The following is a 15,535-nucleotide window of genomic DNA, read 5'->3' as shown; positions in this document are numbered from 1 at the left end:
TGATCACGGATTCACCGGCCGGCACCCGTTCATGGACCTTCGCTTCCACTGTCCTCTCCCGGCGGCTCAATCACGTCACATGACGTATTGACCTGGGTGAGCCGCGATGAGTACGACGCTCGGCATGTCGCGCCAGTTCGTCGGGTTGAGCGCATCGGCAACCTGATCGTCGGGAAATTGGCAGACAAGCATGCCGTCGGCGTTCTGCGGTTCGGCCACGCCCTGCTCTTCACCTCGCTGGGTGTGCTCGCACTGGCAGGGCAGGTCCAACCCCTGGTCCTCGGCATGGTGCTCATCGTCGGGCTCGCAGGGGTCTCCATGAACCCGCCGCTGGTGACCCGCGTCGTCGAAGTAGGGGGCACCGGAAACCTCGTCAGCACCTTCCATACGTCGTTGATCACTCTGGGCATCACTGCCGGGACCGCGGTGAGCGCATTGACGATCAGCATCTTCGGAAACGATCCCGCGGTTGCCATGTGGACCGGCTGTGCGTTTGCGCTACTGGCGGCAGTCACGCTTGCCCTGCAGGTGAAGGAAGACCGCAAGAGGCCGCGGAACAACGACCTTGGGCAGCGTCCCGAGGTCGACGTCCCTGTCAGCTGACCTCGGGAGGGCCGGACGGGGTGGCGTGCACGGGTTCGAATGTCGGGGTTGTTTCCAGTCGGCGGGCGGGTGTGCGTGGGACAATGACGCGGTGCCTCCAGTCGGTGCGACTCCCGATCCGGGGTGCACGCTGTGCGTGCTCACGGAATCGGTCGACGGCGATGCGGCGTGGCTGCTGACGTATCGCGGGTACGACCCGACTGCCGAGGGGCTCCGGGAATCACTCCTCACTCTTGCGAACGGCTACCTGGGGACGCGCGGTGCGCTGTCTGAGAGTCGGGCGGACGGAATCCACTACCCGGGGGTCTACGTCGCGGGCTGCTACAACCGGCTGGATTCGATGATCGACGGCATCCGGCACGAGGACGAGAGCCTGGTGAACCTGCCGAACTGGACGGCGTTGACGTTCCGGATCGAGGACGGTGAGTGGCTCTCCCCCGGCGGCGATTTCGAGACGCTGCACCACCATGTCGGGCTCGACACGCGCGGTGGACTGTTACTGCGTGAGTCGCTGCTGGTGGACCCGCAGGGCCGTCGGACGCGGCTGCGTGAGCGTCGCATCGTGTCGATGGCCGACCCGCATCTGGCGGTGGTGGACACGGTGCTGCGGCCCGAGAACTGGTCCGGACGGTTGACGGTGCGGTCGACGCTCGACGGCACCGTGCGCAACACCAACGTGCCGGATCTGTCCCGCTTCGCGGATCGGCATCTGACGGAGGTGACGGTCGGGCCGTCGGGCACGGATGTCGTGTGGCTTCGTGCCGAGACCAGCCAGTCGCGGGTGCAGGTGGCTCTCGCGGCCCGGACCCGGGTGCGGGTCGACGGGATGGGTGTCGATCCGGAGCGCGCGCGCCGGCTCGAGTCGAATGCGATCAGTGATCGGATCGTGCTGGACGTGGTTGCGGGGCAGGCGGTGGAGGTCGAGAAGACGGTCTCGGTTCACACGTCGCGCGATCGGGCGATCTCGGAGCCGCTCCTGGCGGCGCGGGAGTCGGTCCACAATGCGTGCCCGTTCGAGCGTCTGCTTGCGGACCATGTGGAGGCGTGGGCGGCGTTGTGGCATCGGTTCGAGGTTGATCTGGGTTCGGATGTCCGCACCCGGCAGGCCGCGAACGTGCAGATTTTCCATGTGCTGCAGACGCTCTCTCCGCACACTGCGGATCTGGACGTCGGTGTGCCGGCGCGTGGTCTGCACGGTGAGGGGTATCGGGGGCACGTCTTCTGGGACGAGATGTTCGTGTTCCCGTTCCTGAACCTGCGGCTTCCGGAGTTGACGCGGGCGCTGCTGCTGTACCGGTTCCGGCGGCTCCCCCAGGCGCAGCGGTTGGCGGCGGCGCAGGGGCTGCGGGGCGCGGTGTTTCCGTGGCAGAGCGGCAGCGACGGCCGTGAGGAGACACCGCGCGTGCTGTTCAATCCACGGTCGGGACGGTGGATGGCCGATCACTCCCGGCGGCAGTACCACGTCGGTCTGGCGGTCGCCTACAACGTCTGGCACTACTGGGAGGCCTCCGCGGATCTGGGGTTCCTGGCGGCGTTCGGTGCCGAACTGTTGGTCGAGAACGCCCGTTTCTGGGCGAGTCTGGCGGTGTACGACCCGTCCGCGGACCGGTTCGACATCCGCGGTGTGATGGGCCCCGACGAGTTCCACGACGGGTACCCGAACCGCCCCGGTGGCGGGATCGACAACAGCGCGTACGTCAATGTGATGACGGCGTGGGCGCTGGCTCGGGCGCTGGACGCGTACCGGATCCTGGGCGAGAACGAGGCCGCCGGGGTGTGGGAGCGGCTGCGGATCTCCGACGAGGAGGTCGAGCAGTGGGACTTCCTGCGGCACCGGCTGCGGCTGTGCTTCCTCGACAACGGGTTGCTCGCCCAGTTCGAGGGGTACGACACGCTCGCGGAGTTGGACTGGGACGCCTACCGTGCGCGGTACGGCAACATCGGCCGTCTCGATCTGATCCTGGAGGCGGAGAACGACAGTTGCATCCGTTACCGGGTGTCGAAGCAGGCGGACGTGCTGATGCTGCTCTACCTGTTCTCGGCGGAGGAACTGACTGCGCTGATCCGGGACCTGGGCTATCCGTTCGATCCGGCGGCGATTCCGGACACCGTGGAGTTCTATCTCGGGCGCACCACCCACGGGTCCACGCTCAGCAGCGTCGCGCACGCGTGGGTGCTCGCTCGCGGGAACCGGCGTGAGTCGTGGGAGATGTTGGGTAGCTCGCTCGCGGCGGATCTCGCCGACACGCAGGGCGGGACGACGCGTGAGGGTATTCACCTGGGGGCGATGGCCGGCAGCATCGACATTCTCCAGCGGTGCTATTCGGGGTTCGACATCCGTGGTGACGTGCTGTGGCTGCATCCGCAGCTTCCGACCGAGCTGCGGAGTCTCGAGTTCGATGTTCGCTACCGCGGGCACTGGATTCACGTCACCTGTGATCATGCGGCGGTGACGGTGTCGACGCGGGCGAGCGCTGCCCCACCGATCCGGGTCGACATCGACGGCGTGGTGCACGAGGTGGCGGCCGGCGAACGGGTCGTCGCGCCGGTGGCGTCGGGGCCGCCCCTCGACGGTGGGATCGGTGAGAGTGTGGACTCGAAGGGGGCGTGAGCACGATTGGTGAGGAGGTTGGACATGGCACCGGATTCGGCCGCACTGCCCGCGCTCGACGGGGTCGTCGTCGGGATCGACGAGTCGCCGGCGGCGTTCGACGGATTGCGGTGGGCGGCGATGATCGCGACCCGGCGCGCCGCTCCCCTGCACGTGATGCACGCGCTGCCCAGCCCGGGGGTGTACCTGAGTGAGGCAGCCGTCCTGATCCAGGCGCAGTTCACGGAGAAGTTGGAGGCGGAGGGACGGGAGCTGCTCGGGCGTGCGCGGGGCGTGCTCGAGGCCGAGTTCGCCGGTCTCGAGGCGACGACGGCGACGTGCCCCGGTCCGCCGACGGCAGCGTTGCTCGACTCGAGTGCGGACGCGGAGTTGCTGGTGCTCGGCGCGACGGGTGCCGGGACGGTCGGTGCGGCGCTGGTGGGGTCGACCGGGCAACGGGTGGCCAATCATGCGCGGTGTCCGGTGCTGGTGTGCCGCGGTGGGGCGCCGGTGTCGGCGGATCCGCGGCCGGTCGTGGTGGGTGTGGACGGCAGCGAGTTGAGTGTGCGGGCGATCTCGACGGCGTTCCGGTACGCGTCCGTGCTGGGTGCTTCGCTGGTCGCGGTTCATGCGTGGGGTCCGGGCCGGCGGGTGGAGCGGCACGGTGCGTTCCGGTTGGTGGACTGGTCGGCGGTCGAGGCGGGTGAGCAGGCGGTGGTCGCCGAGAGTCTCGCCGGGCACGGGTCGGCGTTTCCGGATGTGGAGGTCGAGTCGATACTCGTGCAGGGCAGTGCCGGTCGGGTCCTGCTCGAGCAGGCACAGCGGGCGCGGATGGTGGTGGTCGGTAGCCGCGGGCGGAGCCGGCTCACCGGTGCGCTGCTCGGTTCGACGAGCCAGAATCTGCTGCATCATTCGCCGTGCCCGGTGATGATCTGTCGCTGATCAGCGGGACCGGACCACCATCAGAGGCAGGGAGACGGTGCGCAGCAGCGCGGCGCTGGTCGATCCGAGCGTCAAGCTGCGGAACCCGCCGCGGCCGCGGGTGCCGACGACGATCAGTCGGGCGCCGGCGCCGTACATGAGCAGGTTGCGGGCCGGGCGGTCCCGCACGATCACCTGCCGCACCGCGACATCCGGGTACCGGTCCCGCCACGGCGCGAGCCGTTCGGTGAGGGCGGCCTGTTCGGCGGCGGCGATCTCGGCCCATTCGGCGGTGTCCGGGCCGGCCAGGACGTCACGATCGGACCAGGCGTGCAGGGCGAGGAGGCCGGCGCGGTGCAGGGACGCTTCCTCGAAGGCCGCGTCGGTGGCCGGGTCGCTGGCAGCGGTGCCGTCGACTCCCAGGACGACGGGGCCGTCGAAGTCGGGTTCTCCGGGACGGGGCCAGCCCGCGACGACGACGACCGGGCAGGTGGCGTGGTGGACGACGGCGGAGGTCACCGAGCCGATCAGTCCCCCGGTGAACTCCCCCAGCCCGCGGGTGCCGAGCACGATCATCCGTGCGGTCGCGTCGTGTTCCATCAGTGCGTGCACCGGGGTCAGGTTCACCGTTTCGGTGATGGTGTCGACGGCCGTTCCGGTGGTCGCGTCCACCAGCGCGACGGCGTCGGCCAGGGCGCGGTCGCCGGCGAGGCGCAGGTCGTCGGTGAACGGTGACGACATCCCGATCCCGCCCGCGCTGACGCTGGTGACCAGGGTCAGCGTGTCGCCACGGATCGCGGCTTCCTGAGCGGCCCAGCACACCGCGTCGCGTGCACTGGCGGAGCCGTCGACGCCGACGACGATCGGGGTGCTGCGCATCGGGTCTCCTTCGAATCGGCTCTCGTCCCAGCTAACACCGGGCGGTCCGGGCGGCACAGCTGTTTGCGGTGTCTTGCCGCCCGGTTCGTGCGGGACGACACTGTGGTCATGGCCGCTCGCACGGCTCCCGACGCGATCCGCGACGCGGTGTCGGCTGCGCGCCGGGCACCGTCCCTGCACAACAGTCAGCCGTGGTCGTGGGTTTTCAGCTGCGGCAGCCTGGAACTGCATGCCGACCGCACCCGTGCGCTGCCGGTCGTGGATCCGTCGGCCCGGCAGATGGTGATCAGTTGCGGTGCGATGCTGCATCATCTCGAGGTGTCGGTCGCCGCGCACGGGTTCGGGGTGCGGATCGAGCGTCTCCCGGATCCGGGGAATCCGCTGCTGCTGGCGTCGGTGGCGTTCGTGCCGGGCGGTGCGTCGGACCGGTCCCGGGCGTTGTGTGCCGTGGTCGAGGGGCGGTGGACGGACCGTCGTGTGTTCGGTCCGCCGGCGTCCGCCGCCCTGGCCGGGCTCGACGGTGTCGTCGGCCGGCATGCGGTGTCGATGACGGTGCTCGGGGCGGACGGGCCGAGCCGGTTGGCGGAGGCGACCCGGGTGAGTGCGGCGCTGCGCCGGCACGACGCGGCCTATCACGCCGAGTTGTTCTGGTGGACCGGCCACTCCGACGAGGTCGTCGGTGTGCCGACCGGTGCGCTGCCCGACGACGGGGTCGTGGAGGTGGCGCGCCGTTTTCCTCACGGCACGCTGGAGTCGGGTTCCGGTCCGGACCGGGCGGCGTTGGCGGTGCTCGGCACCGAGTCGGACACCCGGTTGGACTGGCTGCGGTGCGGTGAGGCGCTGTCGGAGTTGCTGCTCGACGCGACGGTGCGGGGTCTGGCGACGTGTTCGCTGACGCACCTGACGGAGATCGCGGCGAGCCGCGAGATGGTGCGGGCGGCCGCGGGGTCGCGCGGGCGTGGGACCCGGTTCCCGCAGGTGGTGGTGCGGATCGGGGAACCGTCGGCGGGCGGCGTCGTGGTGCAGAGAACCGGTCGGCGTCGCCTCGACGACGTGTGGCGTGACGCGGGCGTCTAGTCGGGGTCGGCGGCCCACCGGTCGAGGGCGATCCGGACGGAGTGCTCGACGGTTCCGGTGGTGTCGATGTCGGTGACACCGGGCCACGGGTCGAGGTCGGCGGCCATCGCGGTCGCCACCGCGGGCGTGGCCTCCGAGTCGGGGTCCCGACGGGCGGCGGCCCGCTCCCGCAGCCGGGCGGCGGCGACGTCGGCGGGCACGGTGCACCGCAGTGACAGCAGGTCGGCGTGGGCCCGGGTGGCCGTTTCGGAGGCGTGTCGGCGCAGCGTCTCGTCGCTCCACGAGGCGTCGAGCACGACCGACCGGCCGTGGTTCAGTGCCTGCATGGCGTGGTCGAGCATCGTCGCGTAGACGAGCGCGGTCGATTCCGGGGAGTAGCGGCCGGTGCGGTAGCCGGCGGACGGCCTCGCGGCGCGGTCGTCGGCGAAGATTTCCCGCCGGATCCGGTCGCTCGACACCAGCACGGCGCCGGTCGCGTCGGCCAGGCGGGATGCCACGGTCGATTTTCCGGTCGCGGGGACACCACCGACGAGCGCGAGGCGAACCGCACCGCGGGCGAGGTGCGATTCGGCGAGCGCGAGGTGGCGGCGGGCGTCCTGCGCGGAGTCGTCGCGCCCCTGGAGGTATCGCACGCAGTCGACCTTGGCGCGCATGAACGCGCGGTAGGCGATGTAGTGGTGCTCGAGCGACGCCGGCGCGGTGTCACCGATCCGCGAGGTGTAGCGCCGGAGCAGGCGTGTCCCGAGCTCCGGGTAGCCGAGGAATTCGAGATCCATTGCGAGGCAGGCCGTGTCATCGAGTCCGTCGACGTAGCGGAGCCTGTCGTCGAACTCGAGACAGTCCAGGATGCGGGGGCCGTCGGCGAGACAGAAGATGTCGTCGGCGAGCAGGTCGGCGTGCCCGTCGACGATGCGACGTTCGGCGATCCGGGCAGCGAACAGCGGCCCGCGCCCGTCCAGGTACCGGTCGACGGCACGTCGGAGGCGGTCGAGCCGATCCGCGGCGAGAACGCTCTGGTCGAGCTGGCGTGTCTCGCGGATGTTGTCGTGCCACCGCCGCCGCACCGCGTCGGCGGTGCCCTCGCGGTCGATCGTGGGCCCGCGATCGGCGCCGCGGTGGAAGTCGGCGACGATCTCGGCGATCGCGTCGATCTGCGCGTGCACCGCGGACGGCACGGAGTCCGGTGCGGTGGCGGCCACGATCGTCGACAGCCGTGCCGGGTCGGGCATCCGCCGCATCACCACCAGCGGCTCCCCGTCGCCGCCGCCCGGGTCGCCGAGTTCGGACACGCCGAGGTACACGTCGGGGGCGAGCCGGCGATTCAACTCCACCTCGCGGTCACACGCCGTGCGGCGGGCGGCGCGGGTGCGGAAGTCGAGGAACTCCGTGCGGATCGGCTTCTTGGACTTGTACACGCGGTCGCCGAGGAGGATCACCACCCCGGAGTGCGTCTCCCGTAGTGCGGCGAAGGGCCGATCCGGTGCGGGGTCCAACGAGGTCAGCCGGCCTCGCCGTGCTCGTCGTAGTGGCCTTCGTGTTCGGCGTGGCGATGGCCGTCGTGAAGGTAGTCGACGTGGTCGCCGTGCTGGACGGTCTCGTGGCCGCAGTCCTTGCCGTGGACGTGCGGGTGATCGCTCGGGTCGTGTGGCTGGTGCTCCGGGGTCGTCATGACGGTTCCTTTCGGTCCACTCCACGCTGGCACCCTCCACGGTAGTGCGGGTGGCCGCGCGGGGTCAGCGGAAACGTTCGGCGGCCCGCGCCATCGCGACCAACCGGTCGGCGAGCGCGCCGAGTTCGGTCCGATCGGCGTCCTCGGCGACGGCCGTGGCGACATCCTCCGCCGCGCACCGTAACTCGAACATCCGGTCGGACAGGGCCGAGGCCTCGTCCGTGGTCAGGACGACCGCGTCGGTCGGAATGGATGTGCCCTTGACGGCGTTGCGCTGCTCGTAGGCGCGCTGGCGGCACGATTGGCGGCAGTATCGGCGGCGGCGTCCGATTCCTGCGGGGGCCACCGCGCGGCCGCACCACACGCAGGATTCGGGTCTTCGGGAAGCTACGGCCATGGACGCACACCTTACTGCGGGCCCTGCAGGCCTTCCCGGTAAGATGGGGCGGTTGCATTCACGTGAGGCTCGGGAACGTTTCGGGATTCCGGGACGTTGTAGAGGGTTGTGAACGCTCGGTGCGCCATTGCAGGCGAGCTGGCGCGGCGGAAGAACGAGGAGAGGACACCCCATGGCAGATCGAGTACTTCGAGGCAGCCGACTCGGTGCGGTGAGCTACGAGACCGACCGCGACCACGATCTGGCGCCCCGTCGTATGGCTCGTTACCGGTGTGACAACGGTGAGGAGTTCGACGTCCCGTTCGCCGACGAGGCCGAGATCCCCGGCACCTGGATGTGCAAGAACGGCCTCGAGGGCACCCTGCTGGAGGGCACCGCGCCCGAGGCGAAGAAGGTCAAGCCCCCGCGCACCCACTGGGACATGCTGCTGGAGCGTCGTTCGGTGGAGGAGCTCGAGGAACTGCTCAAGGAGCGCCTGGACCTGCTCAAGGCGAAGCGACGCGGCGCATAGTCCGCTAGCACGAACACTTCGGCGGCGCCGTCACGGAAATCTTCCGTGACGGCGCCGCTGTCCGTTCCGGCCGCGGTGTACGGGGCGCCCCGACCCGGACGGACGTGTTTCCCGGTGGAAACGCCCGATCAGCAGTTGCTCGGTGCGGGTTCCCCGCGGAACCGGGCGTCGAGGTAGTCCAGGGCTCGCGGCGCCCCCAGTACCGCGGTGGTGAGATGGTCCGGGCTCGGGAACAACTCCGATTCGACCCTCGCGCCGGCCCGGCAGTACCGCTGCACGGTCGCGACGATCGAGTCGACGGGGATCAGCGCGTCGGTGGGGCTGTGCCATTCGTACAGCGGCGCGGTGGGCACGCCCGGATACTGCTCGACGCTGTTGTCGGCGAGTACCGCCGCGGCGGCCGGGCTGGTGAGCAGGTCGGTGGCCCGGGAGATCTCCGCTGCGCTGTGTCCTGCGCCGGTGGTGAGGATGTCGTTGGTGCAGGCGTCGGCGACCGCGTTGCGCATCGCGATCCCCTTGTCGTTGAGTTGGGCGCTGATGGGCAGCAGGTCCGGGTACTCCCGTTCGAGCCCGATCGCGGCCGCGAGTGCCAGCCCGAATGCGGGGTGGGGGGTGGTGCCCAGCGCCTGTGCCATCTTGCCGATGTTCATCGGCGCCCCACCGGAGGCGACCCCGACGATGTCGAGTTCGGGCGCGTACGAGGGGGCGAGCGCCGCGGCGAACGAGGTGGCCATCGCCCCGCCGGAGTACCCCGCCAGGCCGATCGGGCTTCCGGCCAGTCCCAGCTCTGGCACGCGCTGCGCCGCGCGGACTCCGTCGAGGGTGATCTGCCCGCCCAGGCGAGCCGCGCCGTACGCACTGGTGGGGCCCAAGTGGTCGGGTAGGGCGACGGTCCAACCGCGGGCGAGTGCGACGTTGAGGGCCGGTGCCTCGCGGATCATCAGGTTGGGATCGGCGGTGTAGAGCGCCCGCGACGGGGCGCAGGTCGCGCCGAGGGCGTTGATGATGTGCTGGAGTGACAGCAGGGGGCCGTCGGGTTGCTTGCCCTCCGGTGCGAGGACGGTGGTGACGGCGGCGATCGGCCGGTTCGCGGAGTTCGTCGATCGGAACTTGATCTGCCACACCGACGTGTTCGGGAACTGCGGCAGCGGCGGCATGCGGCGGACGGCGAGGACGTCCCCGGGGATCGTGCCGTTCGTGGCGTCCTGCTGACTGTAGAAGGGGTCGGGGTCGGCGACCGGATAGATCGGTGACGCCGAGACCGTCGTCGGCGCGACGACGCTCACGCAGCCGATCGCGAGGGCCGCGGCGAACACGAGGCCGCGGGCCGCGGCGGACCGCGTCCGGGACGGTGGTGATTGTGGCGGGCGTGCCAGGAACGGCATCGATATCCTCCCCCGGAGTCCCGAGATCCCCGGACTCCATTCTCGAATTGTGCGTTATTGCCGAATTGTGTTTTGTGGGAGTTTCCGGGTGTTTCCCCGAATGCCGAAATATGCTCCCGCCGTGGTCATTCGACCGGTCGGCGACTCAGCCTAAGCGAACCTCCCGGCGCGGCACGGGAATCCGGTGAACGACATTGTGCGACGGCAGTATTCGTCGTCCGGATACAGCACGGGCGGGCGCGGCGCAATCGGATCCGGAAACAACGGAGCAGGTCGTGACCGCACCGTCACCGAACTGTTCGATGACCCACCGGACCGCCATCCGATATGCGGTAAGGATTCGCCTCGCTCTGTCCCCCGTGCCATCATGAAGGGAACGCACACAGCTAGCGGAATCGGCTGACGCGATGGCTCGAAGAACTACCGCGCCGGTCCCACAGACGTAAGGCGAGGTGGCGCATGGACGACACCAACGGCTCGGAGAGAGCCGACACCGCAGGGATACACCCGGGGCGGATCGCTACCGACCAGCCGGGACTGGTGCAGTTGCGAGCCGAACTCGACGCCATCGACCGCCGACTGCTCGAGGACATCCGTGACCGGGTCGACGTGTGTGTCCGGATCGCCGAGGTCAAGCGCCACCAGGGAATTCCGATGATGCAGCCGAGTCGCGTTGACCTGGTGCAGGCGCGGGCCGCCGAGTTCGCTCACGCGAACGGGTTGTCACCGGAGTTCCTCCGCCGACTGTACGACCTGATGATCGGCGAGACGTGCCGCGTCGAGGACGTCGTCATCGGGGCGGACGGCGACGCGAACCGGGTAACGAGCTGACGGCGCCATGTCGACCCGCACGCTCCTGATCGACAACTACGACTCGTTCACCTACAACCTCTACAGCCTGCTGGCCGGGGTGAACGGCGAACCACCGTGTGTGGTGAAGAACGATGTGGACTGGGCATCGGTGGATGTGCAGTCCTTCGACAACATCGTGGTCTCGCCCGGCCCGGGGCGTCCGGATCGCAAGCGGGACTTCGGCGTCAGTGCCCGCGCCATCGCGAATCGGGAAATTCCGGTGCTCGGCGTGTGCCTGGGGCACCAGGGTCTGTGCCATCTGTTCGGCAGCAAGGTCGAGCTGGCGCCGGAGCCGATGCACGGCCGGCTGTCACCGATCCGGCACGACGGCGCCGGGATCTTCTCCGGCATCCCCTCCCCGTTCCAGGCCGTGCGCTACCACTCGCTGATCGTCGAGTCCCTGCCGCCGGAACTCGAGCAGCAGGCCTGGACGGACGACGGCCTCGTCATGGCCGCGAAGCATCGCCGGCAACCGCTGTGGGGCGTGCAGTTCCATCCGGAGTCGATCTGCACGCAGTACGGGCGCGAACTGATGGGCAACTTCCGGGACCTGACGCCGACACGGTCCGGCCGGTCGCCGTCACGGCCGGTGACGACCCGTTCCGCGGATGCCGCGGCCGCGGAGACTTCGGCGTCTTCAGAGACTTCGGCGTCTCCAGAGTCTTCGGAGGCAGCAGAGCCGGCAGAGTTTCCCGAGGCAGGAACCCCGCCGACGGCGGGGTCGCGGTACGTCGTGCACTCGCGGCGGGTGGATCGCGCCGTCGATCCGCAGGACGTGTACAGCCGGCTGTTCGCGGACGGACCGGACAGCTTCTGGCTGGACGGCAGCGCCGCGAACGAACCGGAGTCACGTTTCTCGGTGATGGGCGACTGTTCGGGTCCGTTGGCCGAGTACGTCACGTACCGGGTGGCGGAGACGACGGTCTGTGTGCACCGCGGCGGCCGCCCTGTGGAGTCGGTGCACCAACGGTTCTTCGACTACATCGACGAGCAGTTGCGGGACCGCGCCGTGCCGCCGATCCCGGACCTGCCGTTCGCGTTCGGCCTCGGTTACGTCGGCTACCTCGGCTACGAACTCAAGGCCGACGCCGGCAGTCAGTTGGTGCACACGTCGCCGACGGCCGACGCGGCGTTCGTGTTCGCCGACCGGGCGGTGGTGATCGACCACCTCGGTGGCCGCTGCTACCTGCTCGCGCTCAGTGAGGACCCCGACGATCCGCGGGTACCGGAGTGGTTCGAGGCGATCGAGGCCGCGATCGGTGAACTGGACGAGGCGGTGGAGTCTCCTCCCCCGCATCCGCTCGTCAAGCTCGAGGACGACACCGAGCCACGGCTGCGGCACGACCGCGACGAGTATCTGGCGCTGGTCGGCCAGTGCCTGGACGAGATCCGGTCCGGTGAGTCGTACGAGGTGTGCCTGACGAATGCCGCGACGGTGGATCGGGTGATCGATCCGCTGCAGAGTTACGAGACGCTGCGCGAGATCAGCCCCACCCCGTACAGTGCGCTGCTGCAGTTCTCGGGGGTGGCGGTGCTCAGCGCGTCGCCGGAGCGGTTCCTGCGGATCGGGGTTGACCGGGTCGTCGAATCGAAGCCGATCAAGGGCACCCGGCCCCGTGATGCGCGACCCGAGCAGGATGCGGCGCTGCGACAGGACCTGCTCGACAGCGAGAAGGACCGCGCGGAGAACCTGATGATCGTCGACCTGGTGCGCAACGACCTGTCCCGGGTGTGTGTCCCGGGGTCGGTGCACGTGCCGAAGCTGTTCGACGTCGAAACGTACGCCCCGGTGCACCAATTGGTCTCGACGGTCCGCGGGACCCTGCGCGACGACGTGTCGACGGTGGCGTGCGTGCGGGCCGCGTTCCCCGGCGGATCGATGACCGGCGCCCCGAAGCTGCGCACGATGGAGATCATCGACAAGCTCGAGGAGGGGCCGCGCGGGGTGTATTCCGGTGCCATCGGCTACTTCTCGATCAACGGGACGGCCGACTTCTCGATCGTCATCCGGACGATGGTCGCAACCGACGACCGCGTGACGTTCGGGGTGGGCGGTGCGATCGTGGCGCTGTCGGATCCGGAGGAGGAACTCGAGGAGACGATGGTCAAGGCCGTGACGATGCGGCGGTGCCTGTCGGTGACCACGAGCCCCGACGGTGAGAGCTCCGACGGCAGGGACCGATGACGGCGCCGGTGGACCGGGTGACCGGCCGTCTCGCGGTCGTGGGCGGCGGCGGTGCGGTCGGGTCGATGCTGGTGGCGCTGCTGCGCGCCGGCGGCGACGGCCACGTCACGGTCGTCGACCGGGCCGACGAGACCGGTCCGGGCGACGACGCGGGCCGGGTCACCGGGGACGTGATCGCGCCGGACGCGGCGGTGCGCGGGGTGCTCGCCGGCGCCGACACGGTGGTGCTGGCGGTGCCCGAACAGGTCGCGATCGCGGCGGTGCCCACGCTGAGCCGGATCCTGCGGCCGGGTGCTCTGCTGGTCGAGACGCTGTCGGTGAAGACACGGATCCACCGGGTGCTGCTCGACGCCGGGCCGGGATGGTCTGCGGTGGGGATCAATCCGATGTTCGCACCCGGGTTGGGGATGGCGGGACGGCCGGTGGCCGCGGTGATCCATCGGCCCGCGCCGGCGGTGGACCGGTTCCTGGGCACGGTCGGCGACTGGGGCGCCCGGGTGGTCCGGGTCAGTGCCGACGAACACGACCGGGTCGCGGCGGCGACGCAGGCGCTGACGCACGCGGGTGTGCTGGCGTTCGGGCTGGCGTTGGCCGAATTGGGCGTCGACCCGGGCACGGCGGCCGCGCTCGCGCCGCCGCCGCACACGACGTTGCTGGCGCTGCTCGCGCGTGTCGGGTCCGGGGCGCCGGAGGTCTACCACGATGTACAGGCGGGCAATCCGTCCGCCGCCCGGGCGCGGGCGGCGCTGGCATCCGGGCTGTCCCGGCTGTCGGAGGTGGTCGACCGCGGTGACGAGCGGGACTTCGGGGTCCTCATGGCCGACGCCGTCGGCCCCCTCGGGGATCGGGTCGAGGACTATCGGCGACTGTGCGCGGACCTCTTCGCGGGGCTGCGTGAACCGCCGCACGGGAACGGGGGGACGCGGTGACCGACAACCCGTTCGGCGACGAGGCCGCCGACCACGAGACGCTGCTGCGACTGCCGTCGCTGCCGCCGTTCGATCCGTCGGACCCGGTCGAGAGCGCGATCATCGAGAGCCTGGCCGGGAGTTGGCCGCGGCGGGCGACGGTGAAGCGACCCGAACCCGACCTGGACGAGCTGTTCGACCCGGCCAAGGCGGACTACCCCGAGGCGTTGCTCCCGTTCCACGACCACGACCGGTTCCGCGGTCTGGACGAGCCCACCCGCGGCCGGATCCTGGCCTGGGCGTGGATCGCCTACAACAAGAACGTGATGGACGTCGAACAGTACGTGGTCAATCCGGGCTTCCGGCTGCTGTCGCAGGACGCGTTCGGGACCGGACTGGGCGACACCCTCACAGTCGCGACGCTGCAGGCGATGGTCGACGAGCAGTACCACACGCTGATGCACCTCAATGCGAGCGCACTGACCCGGCGGCGTCGGGGCTGGCAGCTGACCGAGGGCCGACTTCCGTACGGGCCCACCGTGCGCCGGCATCACGCGGCCGTCGCCGCCGCGGACACCGCCCGGGAGTCGGCGCTGGTGAGCCTGGCGTTCACGACCGTCGCGGAGACCTCGATCAGTGCGTATCTTGGGTTGATGACCGACGACGACAACGTGCAACCGGTCAACCGGGCGACGGTGGTGCTGCACCGGCGGGACGAGTACTGCCACTCGTCGATCGCCGGGGAACTGTTGAAGATCGTGTTCGAGCGTCTCGACGGCGACGACCGGCGGATCCTGCTCGCCGGGTTGGCCGACGGACTCGAGGCGTTCCGCGCCAACGACTTCGCGACGTGGACGGCGGTGATGGAGGCGGAGAACGTCCGAGGCGGCCCGGCGATGGTGGCCGATGCTGCCCACGAGGCCGGCCGGCAGCAGTTGGTGCAGGACTGCAGTGCGATCCGCCGCCTGTGCGACGACCTCGGGGTGAGCGACGACGTCCCCTACCGGTGGTGAGACACCGGTAGGGCTACCGGGTCGTCCGCTCGCTCACGGTGTGGCGTTGAGCCATTCGTAGAACGCCGGTTCCACCGCGGGATTCGAGGTCGTGATCCCGTTGTAGGCGCCGACGGCCGCGCCGATCCCGGCGCCGAGGATGCAGCCGGCGATGAAGTTCGGGAAGATCGACACGCAGCCGATCCCGAGTCCGGTACCGACACCCGTCGCCATGGCGGCCGGGCCGCCGCGTTCCCATCCCACCGCGATCTCGCGCATGAGGTTGTCCTGTGCCGTCTGCTTGTCGACGACGGGTGTCGCGGACGGGACGGCGACGTCGCCGGGTGCGGCGGCGGGCGCCGCAGTGGCGGTGGCGGTGCCGACTCCGGCCCCGAGCGCGACGACGACGAGACCCGACGCGGCCGCAGCCTTCGCGGCCAGCGCGAGGTTCGTGGCCTTCGGAAGATTCATGGCGCTCTCCAAACTGTGTGGACGGAAAGACGATCCAGTGCGTTCGACGCTAGTCCCTGCCGGTCTCCTCCGCTGCGGATCGGTGGTGTTGGTTG

15 protein-coding genes are annotated in these 15,535 nt (G+C 70.0%); 9 read left to right on the top strand and 6 right to left on the bottom strand.

The window, feature by feature from the left end; genetic code table 11:
• The first annotated feature begins 87 nt into the window (after nt 1-87).
• From IJ15_RS0103755 to IJ15_RS0103745, 3 genes are all read left to right on the top strand, one after another.
• Complete coding sequence (locus IJ15_RS0103755; RefSeq protein WP_231569411.1) at nt 88-603, top strand: MFS transporter; 516 nt, start codon at nt 88-90, stop codon at nt 601-603.
• Nucleotides 604-739: 136 nt separating this feature from the next.
• Nucleotides 740-3,214 carry a glycoside hydrolase family 65 protein gene (locus tag IJ15_RS0103750; protein WP_231569410.1) on the top strand — a complete coding sequence of 825 codons (2,475 nt, stop codon included), beginning with the start codon at nt 740-742 and terminating at the stop codon, nt 3,212-3,214.
• 24 nt (nt 3,215-3,238) lie between these two features.
• Nucleotides 3,239-4,135, top strand: coding sequence for a universal stress protein (locus tag IJ15_RS0103745; protein WP_051918476.1), 897 nt, complete (start codon nt 3,239-3,241; stop codon nt 4,133-4,135).
• Here the strand turns inward: IJ15_RS0103745 and IJ15_RS0103740 are convergent, their stop codons facing one another.
• Nucleotides 4,136-4,993: a universal stress protein gene (locus IJ15_RS0103740; RefSeq protein ID WP_031937005.1), complete on the bottom strand. Its 858-nt coding sequence runs from the start codon at nt 4,991-4,993 to the stop codon at nt 4,136-4,138.
• A gap of 108 nt (nt 4,994-5,101) precedes the next feature.
• Here IJ15_RS0103740 and IJ15_RS0103735 point away from each other — a divergent pair, with 108 nt between their 5' ends.
• The gene (locus tag IJ15_RS0103735; protein ID WP_031937004.1) at nt 5,102-6,070 is read left to right on the top strand and encodes an Acg family FMN-binding oxidoreductase; all 969 of its coding nucleotides are present in this window, start codon (nt 5,102-5,104) and stop codon (nt 6,068-6,070) included.
• Here the strand turns inward: IJ15_RS0103735 and IJ15_RS0103730 are convergent.
• The 3 genes from IJ15_RS0103730 to IJ15_RS0103720 all read right to left on the bottom strand — a co-directional run bounded on the left by IJ15_RS0103730 (nt 6,067) and on the right by IJ15_RS0103720 (nt 8,136).
• Nucleotides 6,067-7,563 (bottom strand): bifunctional aminoglycoside phosphotransferase/ATP-binding protein, encoded by a 1,497-nt coding sequence (locus tag IJ15_RS0103730; protein WP_031937003.1) that lies wholly within the window; start codon nt 7,561-7,563, stop codon nt 6,067-6,069. The two genes, IJ15_RS0103735 and IJ15_RS0103730, sit on opposite strands and share 4 nt — an antisense overlap.
• Nucleotides 7,564-7,568: 5 nt before the next feature.
• Nucleotides 7,569-7,739, bottom strand: a complete 171-nt coding sequence (locus IJ15_RS0103725) for a hypothetical protein (protein WP_031937002.1) — start codon at nt 7,737-7,739, stop codon at nt 7,569-7,571.
• 64 nt (nt 7,740-7,803) lie between these two features.
• A complete protein-coding gene (locus IJ15_RS0103720) occupies nt 7,804-8,136 on the bottom strand; it encodes a hypothetical protein (RefSeq protein WP_031937001.1) in 333 nt (110 codons plus the stop codon).
• A gap of 172 nt (nt 8,137-8,308) precedes the next feature.
• On the opposite strand from IJ15_RS0103720, the gene IJ15_RS0103715 reads away from it, so the two are divergent.
• Entirely contained in the window at nt 8,309-8,647 is a 339-nt protein-coding gene (locus IJ15_RS0103715) for an RNA polymerase-binding protein RbpA (protein ID WP_031937000.1), read from the top strand.
• 128 nt (nt 8,648-8,775) lie between these two features.
• Here the strand turns inward: IJ15_RS0103715 and IJ15_RS0103710 are convergent, their stop codons facing one another.
• Nucleotides 8,776-10,032: a lipase family protein gene (locus IJ15_RS0103710; protein WP_081880558.1), complete on the bottom strand. Its 1,257-nt coding sequence runs from the start codon at nt 10,030-10,032 to the stop codon at nt 8,776-8,778.
• A gap of 459 nt (nt 10,033-10,491) precedes the next feature.
• Here IJ15_RS0103710 and IJ15_RS0103705 point away from each other — a divergent pair, with 459 nt between their 5' ends.
• The 4 genes from IJ15_RS0103705 to IJ15_RS0103690 are packed head-to-tail and all read left to right on the top strand — an operon-like array spanning nt 10,492 to nt 14,990.
• Entirely contained in the window at nt 10,492-10,863 is a 372-nt protein-coding gene (locus IJ15_RS0103705) for a chorismate mutase family protein (protein ID WP_031936998.1), read from the top strand.
• A gap of 7 nt (nt 10,864-10,870) precedes the next feature.
• The gene (pabB, locus tag IJ15_RS0103700; RefSeq protein ID WP_031936997.1) at nt 10,871-13,069 is read left to right on the top strand and encodes an aminodeoxychorismate synthase component I; all 2,199 of its coding nucleotides are present in this window, start codon (nt 10,871-10,873) and stop codon (nt 13,067-13,069) included.
• Complete coding sequence (locus IJ15_RS0103695; RefSeq protein ID WP_031936996.1) at nt 13,066-13,998, top strand: prephenate dehydrogenase/arogenate dehydrogenase family protein; 933 nt, start codon at nt 13,066-13,068, stop codon at nt 13,996-13,998. Before pabB ends, IJ15_RS0103695 begins: the two co-directional genes overlap by 4 nt.
• A complete protein-coding gene (locus tag IJ15_RS0103690; RefSeq protein WP_081880557.1) occupies nt 13,995-14,990 on the top strand; it encodes an AurF N-oxygenase family protein in 996 nt (331 codons plus the stop codon). The genes IJ15_RS0103695 and IJ15_RS0103690 overlap by 4 nt, the downstream gene beginning before the upstream one ends.
• A gap of 33 nt (nt 14,991-15,023) precedes the next feature.
• On the opposite strand, the gene IJ15_RS0103685 is transcribed toward IJ15_RS0103690, so the two are convergent.
• Entirely contained in the window at nt 15,024-15,440 is a 417-nt protein-coding gene (locus IJ15_RS0103685; protein ID WP_156112003.1) for a hypothetical protein, read from the bottom strand.
• Between the last annotated feature and the right edge of the window lie 95 nt (nt 15,441-15,535).

Origin of the sequence: Prescottella defluvii, from assembly GCF_000738775.1 — a bacterium.
GTDB lineage: Bacteria > Actinomycetota > Actinomycetes > Mycobacteriales > Mycobacteriaceae > Prescottella > Prescottella defluvii.
Note: the sequence above shows the minus strand (reverse complement) of the source record. Positions and strands in the feature narration are given on the sequence as shown.